This is a genomic window from Saccharothrix sabaoui (assembly GCF_051756985.1).
In the GTDB taxonomy this organism is placed as follows: Bacteria; Actinomycetota; Actinomycetes; order Mycobacteriales; family Pseudonocardiaceae; genus Actinosynnema.
This window is the reverse complement of record NZ_JBPKJK010000006.1, coordinates 24,996-41,246: the sequence shown is the minus strand read 5'-3', so window position 1 is coordinate 41,246 and position 16,251 is coordinate 24,996. Positions and strand designations below refer to the sequence as shown.

Genomic DNA, 16,251 nt, shown 5'->3' with positions numbered 1-16,251 from the left:
CCGACAGTCGGGGCATGGACGCGAACCGCGAGAACCCGCGAACCACCCGCACCGCCGGCTGGGCCGGCCTGACCGTCGCCGGCCTCGGCGCACCCGTCTACGCCCTGTGCACCGCCCTGGTCGAGCCCGGCACCGGGCTGCTCGGCCTCGTCGGCGACCTCGCCACGCTGTGGGGGCTGGGCGCGCAGGCCGCCCTCGTCCTGCTCGGGCTCGCCGCGCTGCTCGCCCTGGAGGCGGCGCTGACCAGGGGCTTCACCTCGGCCAACCGCTGGGCGGTGGTGCCGCCGGGAGCGGCGGCGGCCCTGGTCGCCGCACCGCTGCTCGTGCTCGTCGCCGTCGCCTGCCTCGCGCTGGTGCTCGTGCTCGCGCTGCTCTCCGGGGATGGCGGGGGCGACGGCGGCCACCCGGTCGGGGAGTTGTGAGCCGTGGCGGCGGGGTCCGTTCGGGGGCGGACCCCGCCGTCGGTGGGCGGCTCAGCTCACGGCGGGGCCGGACTTGTCGCTGGCCGCCATGTCCTTGAGGAACTCGTGGCACTGCTTGGCGCGCGCCGAGTCCTCCTCCATCACGCGCCGGAAGAAGTCGGCGATGTCCTGCCGACCGGCGTTCTCGGCGTCGCGGACGTACTGGCCGTAGTCGTGCCCGGCCTTGAGCGAGTGGTACTGCACGGAGATGAGGTCGTAGCTGACGTCGTCGAAACCGGTCTCACCGGTGGCCATCGTTCCTCCTCGGTGTCTCACCCGGACTGCGGTGTCCCTTGGCGTGCTCCTGTTACCCCGTCCGCCGCCGCTCAACCTCACCCGACGGGATTGCGTCCGGACGGGTGTCGCGCGCACGGCCGGGGGTCCCTCTACTGTGGACGCGGTGATCAGCATCCAGGAGCGCCTCTATCCCGACCTGCCCTGCTTCGGCTGCGGCCACGGCAACCCGAAGGGGCTGCGGCTGCGCAGCTACCCGGGCGACGACGGCGTGGTGACCGCCGCGTTCACGCCCTGGCCGGAGCACGACAACGGGCTCGGTTTCCTCAACGGCGGTGTGGTCTGCACCGTCCTGGACTGCCACAGCGCGGCGGCGGTCGTGCTGGAGGCCGAGCGGCGGGGGTGGCCTCCCCTGCCGGGGGCGGCGTTGCCCTACGTGACGGCCGGGTTGGACGTGCGCTACCTGCGGCCGTCGCCGCTGCACGAGCCGGTGGAGCTGCGGGCGGTGGTGCGGGAGGCGTCCGAGGCGCAGATGACCGTGGACGTCTCGCTGGTGTGGGACGGCAAGCCGCGGGCCGAGGCGACCGCCCTGTGGAAGCGGTGGCGGCCCCGGCCCGCGAGCTGAACGGTCCCGGCGACTGGACGGCACCGGCTGGGCGGCACCGGGTCGAGGGGGTGCTACGGGGTGCGGCCGGGCAGTGTCCTGGTGAGGAAGTCGCGGACGAGGGGGACCACCTCGGTGAGGTTGGTCTCCAGCGCCCAGTGCCCGCCCTCCAGCAGGTGCAGCTCGGCGTCGGGCAGGTCGCGCAGGTAGGCGCGGGCGGCGCCCTCGGGCATGTAGCCGTCCTCCGGTCCCCACACGATGAGCGTGGGCGGCCGGTGCTCGCGCAGGTACGCCTGCTCGTCGGCGAACCAGTCGAGGGTGCACGCCTGGTCGGCGATCAGGTTGACGAGGTTGGCGCGCCGCTCGGGCGTGGTCAGGGACCAGTGCAGGTGCCACAGGTCGGGGCTGACCCGGGCGGCGAGGTGGTCGGCGACCTCGCCGACGAACTCGTCGCGGAACCCGTCCTCGGTCACGTTGGCGGCCAGCTCCTCGCGGCCCTCCTCGGTGGGGTTGGCCCAGTACTCCTTGAGCGGCTTGTACTTGGGGCCGTGCTGGTCCTCGTAGATGTCGCCGTTCTGGATGATCAGCGCGGTGACGCGCTCGGGGGCCGACATGGCCAGGCGCAGGCCGAACTGGGTGCCGTAGTCGTGCAGCCAGATGGCGTAGCGGTCCAGGCCGAGGGTCTCGGTGAAGCGGCGCAGGAAGTCGGAGTAGCCGGCGAAGGTGTAGGGGAAGTCGTCGGGGGTGGCGCTGTAGCCGAAGCCCGGGTAGTCCGGGGCGATCAGCCGCCACCGGTCGCCGAGGGCGGGCATGAGGTTGCGGAACTGGAAGGACGAGCAGGGGTACCCGTGCGGCAGCAGCACCACCGGCGCGTCGGCGGGTCCGGCTTCGCGGACGAAGGTCTCGATGCCGTCGACGTCGAGGGTGCGGTGCGTGACGGTGGCCGGCTCGTGCGACGAAGTCATGCTTCGGGGTTTCGCACCACGAGCTGATCAAACACCTACCGTTCGGGCGAATTCCCACGCCGGTGTGATCACGCACCGCAACATCGACTGGTCACGTGGTGCTGAACACCTCGTCGCGCAGGGCCGATTCGCCCTCCACGACCTCCGCCGGTCCCGCCGCCCGGGACACCACGGACGTGGCCGCGCGCAGCAGCACGCGGGCGATCATCGGGTCGATCGCGCCGGCCAGGTGCGGGACGCCGGTGCGGAACGACACCCGGTGCACGACCCGGCTGCCGCCGTCGGTCGACCGGACCTCCCAGGTGCCGCCGAAGTCCACGAAGTCGCCCTCGACCTGCTCGAACCGCAGGGTGCGGGCGTCGACGTCGACCTCGGTGCGCTGGGTCCAGCGCGCCACCCCGCCCCGGAAGCGCAGGGCGTAGCGGTGCTCGCCCCCGGCGAGGACCTCGACCGATTCGAGGTCGTCCGCCGTCTCGGCGAAGCGCTCCTGGCGCCGCAGGACGGCGAACACCTCGTCCGGGGTCCTGGGGGTGGACAGGACCACGCTGTGCTCGTTCATCGGCTTCCTCCGCGCGTCACGTTGACGCCCTGCAGGTGGGACGTCCTCAGCATCAGGTAGTTGGCCTCGCCGAAGACCCCTCCGGTCAGGCCGGTGCCGCCGTGCGTCGGCAGGAACGGCCGGAACGCCGAGTGGGAGTCGTTGACGTTCACCACTCCCCCGTTGGTCACGCCGGTGGCGATCCGGTCGACCAGCCGGTCGTCGCGCACCCAGAACGAGTTGCGCAGGCCGTAGGCGTTGTCGTTGACGAACCGCAGCACCTCGTCGAACAGGGCGTCGTCGGAGGCGGCCTCCGCGGCGTCGGGCACGACGACGGGCAGCAGCGGGGAGAAGGTCTCCTCGCGCACGGCGGGCGTCTCGCGGGCGGCGCGCAGGCCGTCGACCCGCAGCACGGTGGGTTCCACGAACAGGCCGGTGTCCGACGGCGTGCCGTCCACCTCCAGGCGGCGCCCGCCGTGCAGCAGCCGCGCGCCCCGGCCGAGGGCGTCGGCGACGTTGGCGAAGTGCGCGCGGGCCATGAGCACGGGGGTGAGCACCACGCCGGGCTCGTCGGGGTAGCCGGGGCGGGTGTCGGCGGCGATCGCGACCAGGCGGGACAGCAGCTCGTCGGCGACGGCCGGGTGGGCGATGACGTGGTTGGGGATGTTGCAGATCTGGCCGGACTGCCGGAAGTTCTCGGTGATGGAGCGGGCGGCGGCGTCGAGGTCGGCGTCGGCCCACACCACCACGCAGTCGTTGCCCGCCAGCTCCAGCACGGGTTTCTTGCCCGCGGCCACGGCGGCGCGCTCGAACTCCAGGCCCTTGGCGCTGCCGCCGACGTAGACGACGTCGTCGACGTGCGGGCTCTCCAGCCACAGGTCGGTCATCGGCGGCCCGCACAGGACGTTGAACACCCCGGCGGGCGCGCCGGCCTCCTCCAGCACGGGGATGACGACCTCGCGCAGGGCGTGCGTGGTGGCCAGCGGCACGCCGCGCGGCGCGCGCACCACCACGGCGTTGCCCGCGAGCAGCGCGGACGCGCCGAACAGCGCGTTGGGCGTGGAGGCGTTCTGCGGCGGGTTGACGCACACCACGCCGTCGGGCACGCGGCGGACGGTGGCGTACCCGGAGCCGTGGTGCTTGGTGGTCTCCATCTGGGTGGCGCACCAGTGCAGCGTCTCGCTGCTGAAGTCGGCGCGCCAGTACTCGTCCAGGGTGGGTCCGGCCAGGTCGACGGGCTGCCCCTCGGCGACGAGCAGGTCCACGAGGTCGTCGCGCTTCTCGCGCAGCCGCTCCCCGATGCGCAGGCCGAGCGCCACCCGCTCGTGCAGCGGGACGCGCGCCCACTCCGGCGCGGCGCGCGCGGCCGACTCCAGCGCGTACCGGGCCATCCGGTCGTCGGCCAGCGCGCAGCCGCCGGCGACGGACGGGCCCGCGGAACGGGGGTCGACCCGGCCCGCGTCGAGGTCCCGCTTGAGGGCCTGCGCGGCGATGGTGTCCTCCAGCACCGCGCGGGCGGCGACGGTGTGCACGTAGCGGCCCTCGGGGTGCTCGACGTCCTTGCCGTCGATGTAGGCCGGGTACATCAGCAGGTCGTTGGTCATGTCCTCACCTCTCGCGCGGCGGCGTCCACCGCGACGGCGCCCATCGCGGCCGCGGCGATCGTCGCCGCCTGGTTGCGGATCTCCGGGACGGCGGTGCTCTCGAACAGCTCACCCCGCCGCAGCGCGCCGAGGGTGAAGATGCGGCGGGGCGCGCCGCGCCGGTCGAGCACCCGGCCGTCGCCGCCGGTCGCCACGCCCAGGCCCACCGGGTCGGGGCGGGCGGTGCCGCCGGCCACCAGGTCGTGCAGCAGCGGGTCGCCGACGTCCTGCCGGAACCCGGTGGTGTTGACCAGCCACCCGACGCGCAGCGACCGCGTGCCGCCGGGGGTGGCCAGGTCGACGTCGAACCCGTCGTCGACCTCGCGCACGCGGGCGACCCGGCCCCGGTGCACGTGCAGCCGGCCGGCGCCGACCAGCGCCCGGACCCGCCGGTGGGTGGCGGGCGCGGCGCGGTGGCGGTGCACGTCCCAGTACCTGTTGACGCGGTCCAGGAAGCGCCGCCGGTCGTCCACGTCGAGCTGCTGCCACAGCCGGGGCGCGTGCGGGCGCATCCGGTCGACGAACTCGCGCCAGCGGTCCGGGTCGGCCTTGACGCAGCGCCGCGCGAAGCCCAGCAGGTCGCCGAGCGAGGCGATCCGGTCGGGCGGCTCGGGCACCCGACCGGCGGGCGCGCGGCCCGCCCGGTGGGCGCGGGGCAGCAGGCCGTGCCGCGACACGGCGTGCACGACCGCGTCCGGGTGGGCGCGGGTGACCGTCGTGGCCAGGTCCATCATGGACAGCCCGGTGCCGATGACCAGGACCGGCGAGCCGTCGGTGGCGGCGAGCGGCCCGGCCCACGGGTCGCGCACGTAGCGCGGCGACCCGGTGGGCAGCACGGCGGCCAGCGGGTCGCCGCCGCCGACGCCGGGGGCCAGCACGGCGAGGTCCGCCCGCACCGGGCCGCGCCGGGCCAGCTCGACGGTGACGCCGCGCTCGTCGGCCGACAGGCCGGTCGCGGTGTCGGCGACCCGGTCGACCACCGCCGCGCGGCCGGCGCGCCGCTCCTCGGCCAGCAGCGCCTCGACGAGGTAGCGGCCGTAGTCCCCGCGCGGCAGGAACGTCGTGCCGTCGGCGTCGCGGCCGCGGTCCCGGCTCCAGCGCACGAAGTGGTCGGGGTCGTCGGCGAGGGCGCTCATCTTCCCGGCGGGGGTGTTGAGCAGGTGGTCCGGGTCGGCCGTGCGGTAGGCCCGGCCGGGGCCGAACTCGCCGCTGCGGTCGACCAGGACCAGCTCCAGCCGCGCGCCGCCGGGGGTGCCACCCCCGGCGGCGTCGGCGGCGGCGCGCAGCAGGTGGATCGCCGCCAGCGCCCCGCTGGCGCCGACGCCGACGACGACCACCTTCATGCTGTCGGCCATGCCGCGATCAGCCGTCCTGCCCGCGGCGGTCGGCGGCGACCACCGACAGCGAGTCGCCCAGCAGGCCGGCGGCCAGCGTGTTGCCGCCGTTGGGGTCGATCAGCAGGAACGCGCCGGTGGCCACGCACTCGGCGTAGTCGTCGAACGGCAGCGCGTCGGCGACCTGGAGCCGGACCTGCCCGATCTCGTTGAGCGCCAGCTCCTCCGGGTCCTGCTCGATGGCCAGCTCCTGCTCGTCGAAGCGGGCGGGCAGGCTGGGCACGCGGCACTGCGTGGTCTGCGTGCCGTGCCGCAGCAGCACCTTCGCGCCGGGCCGCAGCGGTTCCTCGGCCAGCCAGCACACCGTGGCGTCGAACTCCTCCTCGACCTTGGGCCTGCGCTCGGCGGAGGCGATGAGGTCGCCGCGGGTGACGGCCAGGTCGTCGGCCAGCACCAGCGTCACCGGCTGCCCCTCGTCGGCGGAGTCGACCGGCCCGTCCGGGGTGCCGACCTCGGTGACCGTGGTGACGGTGCCCGCGGGCAGCACCACGACCTCGTCGCCGGGCGCGACCCGGCCCGCCACGACCTGCCCCGCGTAGGCGCGGTAGTCGTTGCCGTCGGAGCGCAGCACGTACTGCACCGGCATCCGGAACCCGACGTCGCAGCCGCGCCGGTCGGGTGAGACCTCCTCCAGGTGCTCCAGCAGCGTCGGCCCGTCGTACCACGGGGTGTTCTCCGAGCGGGTCACCACGTTGTCGCCGGTCAGCGCGGACAGCGGGATGGTGGTGACCTGGTCCTCGCGGTAGCCCAGCGAGACGGCGTGCGCGACGAACTCCTCGCGGATCTTCTCGTGGGTGTCGCGGTCGAAGTCGACCAGGTCGAGCTTGTTGACCGCGAGCGTGATGCCGGGGACGCCGAGCATCGCCATCACGGCCAGGTGCCTGCGGGTCTGCGGCAGCACGCCCTTGCGGGCGTCGGTGAGCAGCACCGCGTGGTCGGAGGTGGAGGCGCCGGTGACGGTGTTGCGCAGGTACTGGACGTGCCCGGGGGTGTCGGCCAGCACGAACGTGCGCCTGGCCGTGGCGAAGTAGCGGTAGGCCACGTCGATGGTGATGCCCTGCTCGCGCTCGGCCCGCAGGCCGTCCACGAGCAGCGACAGGTCGGGGTTGTCCAGGCCGCGCTCCTCGCTGCTGGAGATCACGGCGTCGATCTGGTCGCTGAGCACGGACTTGGTGTCGTAGAGCAGCCGGCCGACGAGGGTGGACTTCCCGTCGTCCACGCTGCCCGCCGTGACCAGCCGCAACAGGTCGGACGTCATCAGAAGTACCCCTCCCGCTTGCGGTCTTCCATGGCTGCCTCGGAGATCCGGTCGTCGGCCCGGCTCGCGCCGCGCTCGGTGAGCCTGCTGGCCTTGATCTCCTCGATGATGTCGGCGACGGTGGCCGCGTCGGACTCGACCGCGCCGGTGCACGAGCCGTCGCCGACCGTGCGGTAGCGCACGACCTTCCGCACGACCTCCTCGTCCTCGGCCGGGCCGCCCCACTGGCCGGAGGTCAGCCACATGCCGTCCCGCAGGTACACGTCGCGCTCGTGCGCGAAGTACAGCGGGGGCAGTTCGATGCCGCGCTCGTCGACGTAGCGCCACACGTCCAGCTCGGTCCAGTTGGAGATCGGGAAGACGCGGACGTGCTCGCCGGGCTTGTGCATGCCGTTGTAGAGGTTCCACAGCTCGACGCGCTGGCGGCGCGGGTCCCACCGGCCGAAGTTGTCGCGGATGCTGAAGATCCGCTCCTTGGCGCGGGAGCGCTCCTCGTCGCGGCGACCGCCGCCGATGACGGCGTCGAAGCCCTGCTCGGTGATGGTGTCCAGCAGCGGCGTGGTCTGCAGCGGGTTGCGCAGGCCGTCGGGCCGCTCCTCGACCTTGCCCCGGTCGATCCAGTCCTGCACCTCGGCCACGTGCAGCGAGAGGCCGAACCGCTCGACGATGTCGTCGCGGAACTTCAGCACCTCGGGGAAGTTGTGGCCGGTGTCGACGTGGACCAGGGTGAACGGTGGCGGCAGCGGCGCGAAGGCCCGCACCGCCAGGTGCACCAGGGCGGTGGAGTCCTTGCCGCCGGAGAACAGCAGCGCGGGCTTGTCGAACTCGCCCGCGACCTCGCGCAGGATGTGGATGGCCTCGGCCTCCAGCGTGGCGACGCCGGTGACCGCCCTCTCCTTCGTCGGAGCGCTCATCGCAGCACCGCCTCCCTCGTGTCCGGTTCCCGGCTTTCCTGCTCGCAGCGCTCCAGGGCGCGTTCGATCATGTCCAGGCTCTCCTCGATGCCGTGCTCGGCGGTGTCCACGCGGACCTCCGGCGAGGCGGGTGCCTCGTAGACGTCGCTGACACCGGTCATGCCGTCCACCTCGCCGCGGTCGGCCTTGGCGTACAGGCCCTTGACGTCGCGGTCCGCGCACACCTCGACCGGGGCGTGGACGTGCACCTCGACGAAGTTGAGGCCGGCGTCCTCGTGGGCGGCGCGGACCTCGGCGCGGGCGGAGCGGAACGGCGCGATGACGGACACGACGGTGAGCACGTCGTGCTCGGCGAGCATCGCGGCCAGCTTGCCGATGCGCCGGACGTTCTCGGTCCGGTCCTCCTTGGTGAACCCCAGTTCGGGGAAGAACTCCTTGCGGATCTCGTCGCCGTCCAGGTGCTGGACGTGCCGCCGGTCGCGGAACCGGGCGACCAGTTCCCGGCCGAGCGTGGACTTGCCGGAACTGGGCAGCCCGGTCAACCACAGCGTGGTGGCCACAGGTCTTTCCTCCTTCTCCTCCGTCGTCGTGTTCTCCGGGCGTGCCTAGGGCGCGTGCTCCCGGCCCAGCAGCTGTCGGGCCACCACGAGCTTGGTGGCGTTCTCGGTGCCGTCGGCGATCTCGGGCCCGATGGCGTCGCGCATCCGGCGGCTGATCGGGTGCTCGTCGTTCCAGCCGCGGTGGCCGAAGGTGAGCAGCGCCTGGTGGGTGGCCTCGACGCCGACGCGCGGCGCCCACCACTTGGCCATGTTGGCCTCGACCCGGTGGTCCAGGCCCGCGTCCTTGCGCCACAGCGCCTCGTAGGCCAGCAGGCGCGCGGCGTGCACCCGGGTGGCGTGCTCGACGAGCGGGAACGCCACGCCCTGGTGCTGCCCGATGGGCTTGCCGAACGTGGTGCGCTCGCGGGCGAACGCCATCGCGTCGTCCAGCGCGGCCTGCGCGGAGGAGGCGGCCATGACGGCGATGAGGGCGCGGGAGTGGTCGAAGCCGCGCATGACGCCGACGAAGCCCTCCCCCACGCTGCCGACGACCTCGTCGTCGGCGGCCGCGACGTGGTCGAACTCCAGGGTGGCGCGACCGCCGGCGCGGGCGCCGAGGTCGTGCAGCCGCTCCCGGGTCACGCCGGTGCGGTCCAGCGGCAGGTAGAACGCGGTGACGCCGCGCGCGCCGTCCTCGCCGGTGCGGGCGAAGACCAGGCCGTGGGTGGCGTGGGCGCCCAGCATGATCGACGTCTTGGTGCCGGTGAGCACCCAGCCGTCGTCCTCGCGGTCGGCGCGCAGCTCGATGGCGGCGGCGTCGGTGCCGTGCTCGGGCTCGGTGAGCACCAGCGCGACCACCGACTGGCCCTCGGCCACGGGCGGCAGCCAGGCCGCCTTCTGCTCCTCGGTGCCGCTGCGGGCGATGATGCCGCCGATGAGCGCGGCGTTGAGCACCGGGTAGCAGGCGGTCACCTCCGCCCTGGCCAGCTCCTCCACGGCGATGCCGACCTCGACCGCGCCCAGGCCGCGCCCGCCGTGCTCCTCCGGGATGCCCAGACCGGTCAGGCCCGCCCGTCCCAGCTCGGCGAAGAAGCCGGGCATGAACGTGCCGTCGCGGTCGTGCCGGGCCGCGCCGGGCGCGATCCTCTCCTCGGCGAACGCCCGCACCTTCTCGGCCAGCGCGCGCTGCTCGTCGGTGAAACCGAAGTCCACGTCCCCACCTCCTCAGCTGTCGACCAGCTGCTCGCGCAGCTTGAACTTCTGGACCTTGCCGCTGGGCGTCGTGGGCAGCTCGCCCGCGTACTCGACGCGCTCGGGCCAGTACTGCTTGGCCATGCCCAGCCCGTCGAGGTGCTCGCGCAGGTCGGGCAGCTCGGGCTTGTCGCCCTGCGCCACGATCACCGCGCACGCCTTCTCGCCGAGCCGGTCGTCCGGGTAGCCGACGACCGCGACGTCCTTGATCGCCGGGTGGCGGCGCAGCGCCGCCTCGACCTCCACGACGGGGACCTTCTCGCCGCCGCGGGAGATGACGTCCTTGTCGCGGCCGGCGATGCGGATGCCGCCGTGGCCGTCGTCGCGGGCGAGGTCGCCGGTGTCGAACCAGCCGTCGTCGGTGACGTTCCCGGCGTAGACGTCGGGCCGGCGGAAGTAGCCCAGGCACTGCGTCGCACCGCGCACCTGGAGCCGGCCGGTGCCGCCGTCGGTCACCGGGTTCCCCGTTTCCTCGTCGACGATGCGCACCTCCATGCCGGGCACGGCCGAGCCGTCGCTCTCGGAGGCGCGCATCTCCGGGTCCTCGGGGCGGGTGATGGTGGGCGCGCCGTTCTCCGTCATGCCCCACAGGGCGTAGAGCCGGCAGCCCAGCACGTCGCGGGCCTGCTCGACGAGCACCGGCGGGATGGGCGCGCTGCCCGTGGCGAAGGTCGTGAGGTTCGACAGGTCGCGCCGCTGCTCCTGCTGCTGGTCGATGAGGTCGACCAGGAACGGCGGGGCGCCCATGAAGAAGGTGACCTTCTCCTCCTCCAGGACGCGCAGCATCAGCGCGGCGTCCCAGTTGTCGATGTGCACGCACGTGGCGCCCAGCAGCAGCGGCATGGTGAAGTTCCACGTCCAGCCGGCGTTGTGGGTGGTGGGCGAGCCCATCGCGGTGATCTCGTCGCCGGTCAGGTGCAGCGCGTCGATCTGCATGCGGTTGGTGGCGTGCAGCGTGTTGTGGCTGTGCACCACGCCCTTGGGCTCGCCGGTGGTGCCGGAGGTGAACATCAGGTACGCCGTGTCGTCGGGGCGCGCCTCGCGGCCCTCGGTGTCGCCGAAGACGGCGCCCTCGGTGCCCGGTTCGCCGAGCAGGGCGGTGTCGAAGTCCAGCGCGCCCGCCAGGCCCGGGGTGCCCTCGGGTTCGTCCGCCGCGCCGACGAGCACGCGGTGCTCGACGGTGCCGACCTCGCGGGCGACCTCCTCGCTCAGCTCGGCGTGCGAGAACCCGCGGTGGCTGACCGGTCCGATGTAGACGCTGCTCTCGGTCAGGCCCGTCATGAACGTCAGCTCGCGCTTGCGCATGATCGGCAGCACGGGGCCGGCGACCGCGCCGATCCGGGAGCACGCCAGCGTCGTGGCGAGCAGCTGCCAGGAGTTGGGCAGCTGGAGGGTGACCACGTCGCCGTGCCGCACGCCCAGGCCGGCCAGGCCGGCGGCGATCCGCTCGACGCGGGCCTCCAGCTCGGCGTAGGTGAGGGTCTCCTTGTCGCGGCCGTCGGTGTGCCACACCACGACCGCACGCCGCTCCGGGTGCTCGCGGGCCGCGCGGCGCAGGTCGTCGACCAGCGTCTCCTCGGCTCGCCACCACCCCTCGGCGAGGTACTTGTCCTTGAGTTCCGCGGACATCAGCTCTCCCGTGATCGTGTCGTGGTGGTCGGTCAGACGACGCCCCGCGTGTTGCCGCCGTCGACCAGCAGCAGGGCGCCGGTGACGAAGGCGGCCTGGCGCGAGGCGAGGAACGCGACGAGCGCGCCGAAGTCGTCGGGGTCGCCGACCCTGCGCAGCGGCACCTCGGCGGCCGCGGCGGCGGCGTCCTCGCCGGTGGGGCCGCGCAGCGCCGGCGTGTCGTGGTAGCCGGGCGCGAGGACGTTGACGGTCACGCCGCTGTCGCCGAAGGAGTGCACCAGGTTGCGCGCGTAGGACAGCACGCCCTGGCGGGCGACGCCGGAGAGCACGTTGTGCGGCATGGGCTGGCGCACCGCCTCGGAGGTGATCAGCAGCACCCGGCCCCAGCCGCCGCGCTTGAGGTGCGGCGTGGCCGCGGTGACGAGCGCGACGTGCGGGATGAGCGCGGTGTCGACCGCCGCGCGGTAGTCGTCGGGGCCGAAGTCGTCGACGGGGCCCTGCACGACGCCGCCGGTGTGGCCGACGGCGATGTCGATCCCGCCGAACTCGGCCGCGGTGTCGTCCACCCACCGCCGCACGGCGGCGGTGTCGGCGACGTCGACGACCTGGCTGCGCACCCGGCCGCCGCCGGCGGCCTCCAGCTTGCCGTGCGCCTCGGCGAGCCGGTCGGCGTCGCGGGCGCAGATCGACACGTCGGCGCCCTCGGCGGCCAGTGCCGTCGCCACGCCCAGGCCCAGGCCGCTGCTCGCGCAGGCGACCATCGCGACCTTGCCGTCCAGTCCCAGGTCCATCAGCCCTTCCCCTCCCCCGCGCGCACGCGGTAGCCGTAGCGCAGCAGCTGCGGCCCGGCCGCGGCGGTGGCCAGCGCCTTCGGCTTCCAGTCCAGTTCGGTCCGCCAGCGCCGGTCGGCCCGGATGGGCACCCGGCCGTGGTGGAAGCGGTCCGGGTTGCCGGTGACGGTGTGGTTGACGCCCAGCTCGACCGTGCCGTCGGCGTCGACCGGGTTGGGCCCGGTGATGCCCGCGAACGCCATGACCCGCTCGACGACCTCGCGCGGCCGGGCGGAGAAGTCCTCGTGCCGCACCCGCAGGTAGCGGTCGCGGCCGGCCAGCGCGAGCAGGTCCGAGGCGGCGTTGACGCCCGCCCAGATGCCGGTGCTGCGGCCCGCGCTCATCCGCTCCACGTAGCTCTTGTCCTTGCGGTAGGAGTACGCGGTGGCGCGAGCGTCGCGCACGACGTGCAGCACGCGCACGTCCAGCTCCCGGCGCCCCAGCAGCGCGGCGGCCTCGGCCGGGTACTTCGAGCCGTCCACCAGCACCTCGGAGCCCGAGGCGGACGCGGCGGCCCGGTACAGCTCGGTCGTCACGCCGGTCAGCCACGCGACGTCCGCCGGGGTGCGGCGCAGGCCGAGGGACTCGGCGAGCCGGGCCGGGGTGTGGCGGGCGCGCAGCCGGGCGCTCTGCACCGCCTCGACCGCCGCGGCGGCGTGCGGGTCGGCGGCGACGCCGGTGCCCAGCACCCCCGACCACAGCGGGCAGAGCGCGACCGGCTCGCCGCAGCCGCAGTCGGAGTTCGTGCCGTTGCGCAGCACGCCGTTGCGCCACAGGTAGTGCAGCTCGCCGACGTGCAGGGTGCCCGGCACCTCGCCCAGCACGTTGCCGATCATGGTGCTGCCGCAGCGCATCATGCCGGTGATGTAGAGGACCTTCACGAGCCGCCCCCCTTCTGCTCCAGCAGGACGAAGTGCTGCGGCAGGTGCACGGCCAGGCCCATCCGGCTGTTGGCCTCCAGCAGGTCGCCGCCGTCCGGGGCGCCGCCGCGGTGCAGCTTGAGGTAGGCCACGCCGGGGTCGAGGAACGTCGTCGCGGCCCGGAAGTCGCCCAGCAGCACCTGGTGGCGCGGGATCATCCGGGTCCGCGAGATCCGCACGCCCGCCTCGGCGAGCCTGCCCAGCAGACCGGACTGCACGGCCTCCCAGTACACGGCGGTGTGCGCCACGATCCCGTCGCACGAGCCACCGGTCTCCTCCACCAGCGCGGCGGCCTCGGTGAGCACCTCCACCGGCTTGCGGTCGACCTCCACGCGGCGCGCGTCGGGCAGCTCCAGCAGGCCCGGCACGGCGCCGTCGTCGCTGCCGCGCAGCAGCACCTGGTTCTCCGTGGTGCCGAACCGCACCAGCAGCCGGAAGTCGATGAACGAGGCCAGCAGCCGCGGGTGGTCGAGCAGCCCCGGCGGCACCGGCAGCGTCACGCCGATGTCGGTCAGCGGCGCCTGGCCCAGCGTGGGCTTGAACGCCGACTCGGGGGTGGTGTCGAACGTGGTGCCCGACGCCTTGCCCTGCTGCTCGTCGGGCTGCGGCTCGTAGACGAAGTTGACCGCGCCGTCGCGGATGGTCGCCATCTTCATCAGCTGGCGCACCGTGTAGCGGGGGCGTTCGGCGAACAGCGGGAACGCGGTGGGCAGGTACGCCCGGAACGTCACCGTGACGTCCTCGTCGCCGTTGCCGAGCGCCGCGGCCTGCGCGAACTCCGAGCCCGGTGTGCTCTCGGTCATCGCCGGATCGGCCAGCAGCTGCCGCGTCTGGTTGAGGGGGGAGCTGGTCTGTGCTGTCATCACTGCCTTCCTCGTCGGCTCTGCGGCGGGTGGTCCGCGCTCACGCGGCGATCGCCATGCGGCCGTGCACGACGTCGCCGATCTCGCGGGCCAACCGGCCCGGGTTGGGGTGCCGGAAGATGTTGCGGCCCATGGCCACCCCGGCCGCGCCGGCGCGCACGGTGGACGCGACCCGCTCCAGCAGGACCCGCTTCTCGTCCACCGGCGGACCGCCGGCCACCACGACCGGGATGGGGCACGCCGCGACGACGTCGGCCATCGCGGCCGCCGACCCCGGGTAGCTGACCTTGACGACGTCCGCGCCCAGGTCCGCGGCGAGCGTCGCCGAGTGGGTGACCAGTTCCGGGTCGGTCGAATCCTCGATCTCCGGACCGCGCGCGTACATCATCGCCATCAGCGGGATGCCCCACCGGTCGGTCTCCTCCGCGGTGCGCGACAGGTCCGCGATCTGCGCCGCCTCCTGCTGCGACCCCATGTTGACGTGCACGCTCACCGCGTCCGCGCCCAGCCGCAACGCCGCCTCCACGCTGGTCACCAGGTACTTGGCGTCCGGGTCCGGCGCGTGCGACGTGCTGGCGCTCAGGTGCACGATCAGCGAGGTGTTCACGAAGTTCTTCGGGTTCAGGTGCCGCACGGTGCCCTTGTGCAGCACCACGGCGTCCACCCGCGCGGCGGCCAGCTCAGCGACCAGGTCGTCCAGCGAGTCGTCCGGGGTGACCGGACCGTCCGCCACCGAGTGGTCCAACGGGACGATCATCAGCCTCCCGTCGCCGTTGCGGTCGATGCGGTCCAGGCGCAGGCGGGCGCCGAAGGACTGGGGCTGGCTCACGGGAACTCCCTTCGTGGTGGTGGGTCTCAGGCGGGTACGGCGGGCGCCTCGGCGTCCGCGTGCTCCAGGCCGAAGCGGTGGTAGAGCGTGCGCACGGCGTCGTGGACGCGGTGCCGCGGCACCAGGAACGTGGTCCTGGCCTGGCTGCACGACACGCACTCGGCCGGGATGCCCTCCGTCGCCAGCGACGACAGCGCCAGCGCCGTCAGACCGGGCCTGCTCAGCAGACCGGTGCCCACGACCGCGACCCGGCCCAGCTCCTCGCGCAGGGTGACGACGCACTCGTGCGCGGCCAGCTCCTCCTCGATCGCGACGACCGCGGCCTCCACCGCGTCGTCCGCCACGCACAGCGCCACGTGCAGCGCCGTGCCCGGCTGCGACCACCAGATCGCCGAGTCGACCGTGATCTCCTGCCGCGCCAATGCCTCCAGCACGCGGGCGCCGCCGCCGACCAGGTCGCACTCGGCGGTGACCACGACCTGCGTCACCTTCTCGTCGTGCGTCACCGCGACCACGCCGGCCCGTCCTTCCAGGACGTCCGAGTCGAGCATCGCTGCTCCCCTTCCGGTTATCGTGCTTCCCTCACCGCGCCCGGACGCGTCGCGGACCACGATGTCGACGCCGTGCGCGGCGGCCAGCTCGACCGACCGCGGGTGCAGCACGCGCGCACCGGAGAACGCCATCTCGGCCATCACCTCGGCGGGCAGCCGGTGCAGCAGCCCCGCGTCGGGCACCACCCGCGGGTCGGCCCGCCGCACGCCCTCGACGTCGGTGTAGATCTCGCACACCGGCGCGCCGTGGGCCACCGCCAGCGCGACCGCCGAGGTGTCCGACCCGCCGCGACCGAGCGTGACCAGCTCGCCGTTGCGGTCGACGGCCTGGAACCCGGCGACGACCACGACGTGGCCCCGGTCGAGCCAGAAGCGGACGTGCTCGACCTCGATGGAGGCGATGACGCCCGCACCCGGCCTGCCCACGGCCCTCAGCCCCGCGTCGGGCCCCGACAGCGACACCGCGGGCACACCCAGCTCGCGCAGCGCGATGGCCAGCAACGCCGCCGAGGCCAGCTCGCCGGTCGCGAGCAGCTTGTCGGTCTCCCTCGGGTCCGGCGCCGGGCTCACCGCCGTCGCCGCGCGGACCAGGTGGTCGGTGGTGTCACCGCGGGCGGACACCACGACCACCACGGCGGTGCCGTCGGCGCGCACCCGCTGGACCCGCCGCGCGATGGCGGCGACCTGGGCGTCGTCGGCCAACGAGCTGCCGCCGTACTTCTGGATGCTGATGTCCATGCCACTCCGTTCACGTGGAGTCGACCGCGCCGCGCGATCCCGCGGAGCGATCCGTCGAGCGATCCCCAGAGCGGTTCGAGCGCCCCGACA

General features: G+C 73.9%; 16 protein-coding genes and 1 pseudogene. 2 read left to right on the top strand and 15 right to left on the bottom strand.

Annotated features, from left to right (window positions below; genetic code table 11):
• Positions 1-14: 14 nt before the first annotated feature.
• Complete coding sequence (locus ACR807_RS03405; protein ID WP_438919697.1) at positions 15-422, top strand: hypothetical protein; 408 nt, start codon at positions 15-17, stop codon at positions 420-422.
• 51 nt (positions 423-473) lie between these two features.
• On the opposite strand, the gene ACR807_RS03400 is transcribed toward ACR807_RS03405, so the two are convergent.
• Positions 474-716, bottom strand: coding sequence for an acyl carrier protein (locus ACR807_RS03400; protein WP_438919696.1), 243 nt, complete (start codon positions 714-716; stop codon positions 474-476).
• 145 nt (positions 717-861) lie between these two features.
• On the opposite strand from ACR807_RS03400, the gene ACR807_RS03395 reads away from it, so the two are divergent.
• The gene (locus ACR807_RS03395) at positions 862-1,320 is read left to right on the top strand and encodes a PaaI family thioesterase (protein ID WP_438919695.1); all 459 of its coding nucleotides are present in this window, start codon (positions 862-864) and stop codon (positions 1,318-1,320) included.
• 53 nt (positions 1,321-1,373) lie between these two features.
• Here ACR807_RS03395 and ACR807_RS03390 read toward each other — a convergent pair whose 3' ends face one another.
• From ACR807_RS03390 to ACR807_RS03325, 14 genes and pseudogenes are all read right to left on the bottom strand, one after another.
• Positions 1,374-2,264, bottom strand: a complete 891-nt coding sequence (locus ACR807_RS03390; RefSeq protein ID WP_438919694.1) for an alpha/beta fold hydrolase — start codon at positions 2,262-2,264, stop codon at positions 1,374-1,376.
• A 91-nt stretch (positions 2,265-2,355) separates the two neighbouring features.
• Positions 2,356-2,823 (bottom strand): type II toxin-antitoxin system RatA family toxin, encoded by a 468-nt coding sequence (locus ACR807_RS03385; RefSeq protein ID WP_438919693.1) that lies wholly within the window; start codon positions 2,821-2,823, stop codon positions 2,356-2,358.
• The gene (locus tag ACR807_RS03380) at positions 2,820-4,406 is read right to left on the bottom strand and encodes an aldehyde dehydrogenase family protein (protein WP_438919692.1); all 1,587 of its coding nucleotides are present in this window, start codon (positions 4,404-4,406) and stop codon (positions 2,820-2,822) included. Before ACR807_RS03380 ends, ACR807_RS03385 begins: the two co-directional genes overlap by 4 nt.
• Positions 4,403-5,800 carry an FAD/NAD(P)-binding protein gene (locus ACR807_RS03375; RefSeq protein WP_438919691.1) on the bottom strand — a complete coding sequence of 466 codons (1,398 nt, stop codon included), beginning with the start codon at positions 5,798-5,800 and terminating at the stop codon, positions 4,403-4,405. The genes ACR807_RS03380 and ACR807_RS03375 overlap by 4 nt, the downstream gene beginning before the upstream one ends.
• 7 nt (positions 5,801-5,807) lie before the next feature.
• The gene (locus ACR807_RS03370) at positions 5,808-7,097 is read right to left on the bottom strand and encodes a sulfate adenylyltransferase subunit 1 (RefSeq protein WP_438919690.1); all 1,290 of its coding nucleotides are present in this window, start codon (positions 7,095-7,097) and stop codon (positions 5,808-5,810) included.
• Entirely contained in the window at positions 7,097-8,011 is a 915-nt protein-coding gene (gene cysD / locus ACR807_RS03365) for a sulfate adenylyltransferase subunit CysD (RefSeq protein ID WP_438919689.1), read from the bottom strand. Before cysD ends, ACR807_RS03370 begins: the two co-directional genes overlap by 1 nt.
• A pseudogene (gene cysC / locus ACR807_RS03360) lies at positions 8,008-8,574 on the bottom strand (adenylyl-sulfate kinase); the annotation flags it as partial. The pseudogene cysC and the gene cysD, both read right to left, overlap by 4 nt.
• Positions 8,575-8,616: 42 nt before the next feature.
• Positions 8,617-9,762 (bottom strand): acyl-CoA dehydrogenase family protein, encoded by a 1,146-nt coding sequence (locus ACR807_RS03355; protein ID WP_438919688.1) that lies wholly within the window; start codon positions 9,760-9,762, stop codon positions 8,617-8,619.
• A gap of 12 nt (positions 9,763-9,774) precedes the next feature.
• The gene (locus ACR807_RS03350; RefSeq protein ID WP_438919687.1) at positions 9,775-11,430 is read right to left on the bottom strand and encodes an AMP-binding protein; all 1,656 of its coding nucleotides are present in this window, start codon (positions 11,428-11,430) and stop codon (positions 9,775-9,777) included.
• 32 nt (positions 11,431-11,462) lie between these two features.
• The gene (locus ACR807_RS03345; protein ID WP_438919686.1) at positions 11,463-12,221 is read right to left on the bottom strand and encodes an SDR family oxidoreductase; all 759 of its coding nucleotides are present in this window, start codon (positions 12,219-12,221) and stop codon (positions 11,463-11,465) included.
• Positions 12,221-13,141: a sulfotransferase gene (locus tag ACR807_RS03340; RefSeq protein ID WP_438919685.1), complete on the bottom strand. Its 921-nt coding sequence runs from the start codon at positions 13,139-13,141 to the stop codon at positions 12,221-12,223. Before ACR807_RS03340 ends, ACR807_RS03345 begins: the two co-directional genes overlap by 1 nt.
• Entirely contained in the window at positions 13,138-14,043 is a 906-nt protein-coding gene (locus ACR807_RS03335) for a family 3 encapsulin nanocompartment shell protein (protein WP_438919684.1), read from the bottom strand. The genes ACR807_RS03340 and ACR807_RS03335 overlap by 4 nt, the downstream gene beginning before the upstream one ends.
• Before the next feature lie 40 nt (positions 14,044-14,083).
• Positions 14,084-14,872, bottom strand: a complete 789-nt coding sequence (locus ACR807_RS03330; protein ID WP_438919683.1) for a 2-amino-3,7-dideoxy-D-threo-hept-6-ulosonate synthase — start codon at positions 14,870-14,872, stop codon at positions 14,084-14,086.
• Positions 14,873-14,898: 26 nt separating this feature from the next.
• Positions 14,899-16,161 carry an aspartate kinase gene (locus tag ACR807_RS03325; RefSeq protein WP_438919682.1) on the bottom strand — a complete coding sequence of 421 codons (1,263 nt, stop codon included), beginning with the start codon at positions 16,159-16,161 and terminating at the stop codon, positions 14,899-14,901.
• Between the last annotated feature and the right edge of the window lie 90 nt (positions 16,162-16,251).

Coding starts and splice junctions, on each gene's coding strand:
- ACR807_RS03400 (WP_438919696.1), bottom strand. CDS start 716: ATGGCCACCGGTGAGACCGGTTTCGACGACGTCAGCTACGACCTCATC.
- ACR807_RS03380 (WP_438919692.1), bottom strand. CDS start 4,406: ATGACCAACGACCTGCTGATGTACCCGGCCTACATCGACGGCAAGGAC.
- ACR807_RS03350 (WP_438919687.1), bottom strand. CDS start 11,430: ATGTCCGCGGAACTCAAGGACAAGTACCTCGCCGAGGGGTGGTGGCGA.
- ACR807_RS03370 (WP_438919690.1), bottom strand. CDS start 7,097: ATGACGTCCGACCTGTTGCGGCTGGTCACGGCGGGCAGCGTGGACGAC.
- ACR807_RS03375 (WP_438919691.1), bottom strand. CDS start 5,800: ATGGCCGACAGCATGAAGGTGGTCGTCGTCGGCGTCGGCGCCAGCGGG.
- ACR807_RS03405 (WP_438919697.1), top strand. CDS start 15: ATGGACGCGAACCGCGAGAACCCGCGAACCACCCGCACCGCCGGCTGG.
- ACR807_RS03325 (WP_438919682.1), bottom strand. CDS start 16,161: ATGGACATCAGCATCCAGAAGTACGGCGGCAGCTCGTTGGCCGACGAC.
- ACR807_RS03390 (WP_438919694.1), bottom strand. CDS start 2,264: ATGACTTCGTCGCACGAGCCGGCCACCGTCACGCACCGCACCCTCGAC.
- ACR807_RS03345 (WP_438919686.1), bottom strand. CDS start 12,221: ATGGACCTGGGACTGGACGGCAAGGTCGCGATGGTCGCCTGCGCGAGC.
- ACR807_RS03335 (WP_438919684.1), bottom strand. CDS start 14,043: ATGACAGCACAGACCAGCTCCCCCCTCAACCAGACGCGGCAGCTGCTG.
- cysD (WP_438919689.1), bottom strand. CDS start 8,011: ATGAGCGCTCCGACGAAGGAGAGGGCGGTCACCGGCGTCGCCACGCTG.
- ACR807_RS03385 (WP_438919693.1), bottom strand. CDS start 2,823: ATGAACGAGCACAGCGTGGTCCTGTCCACCCCCAGGACCCCGGACGAG.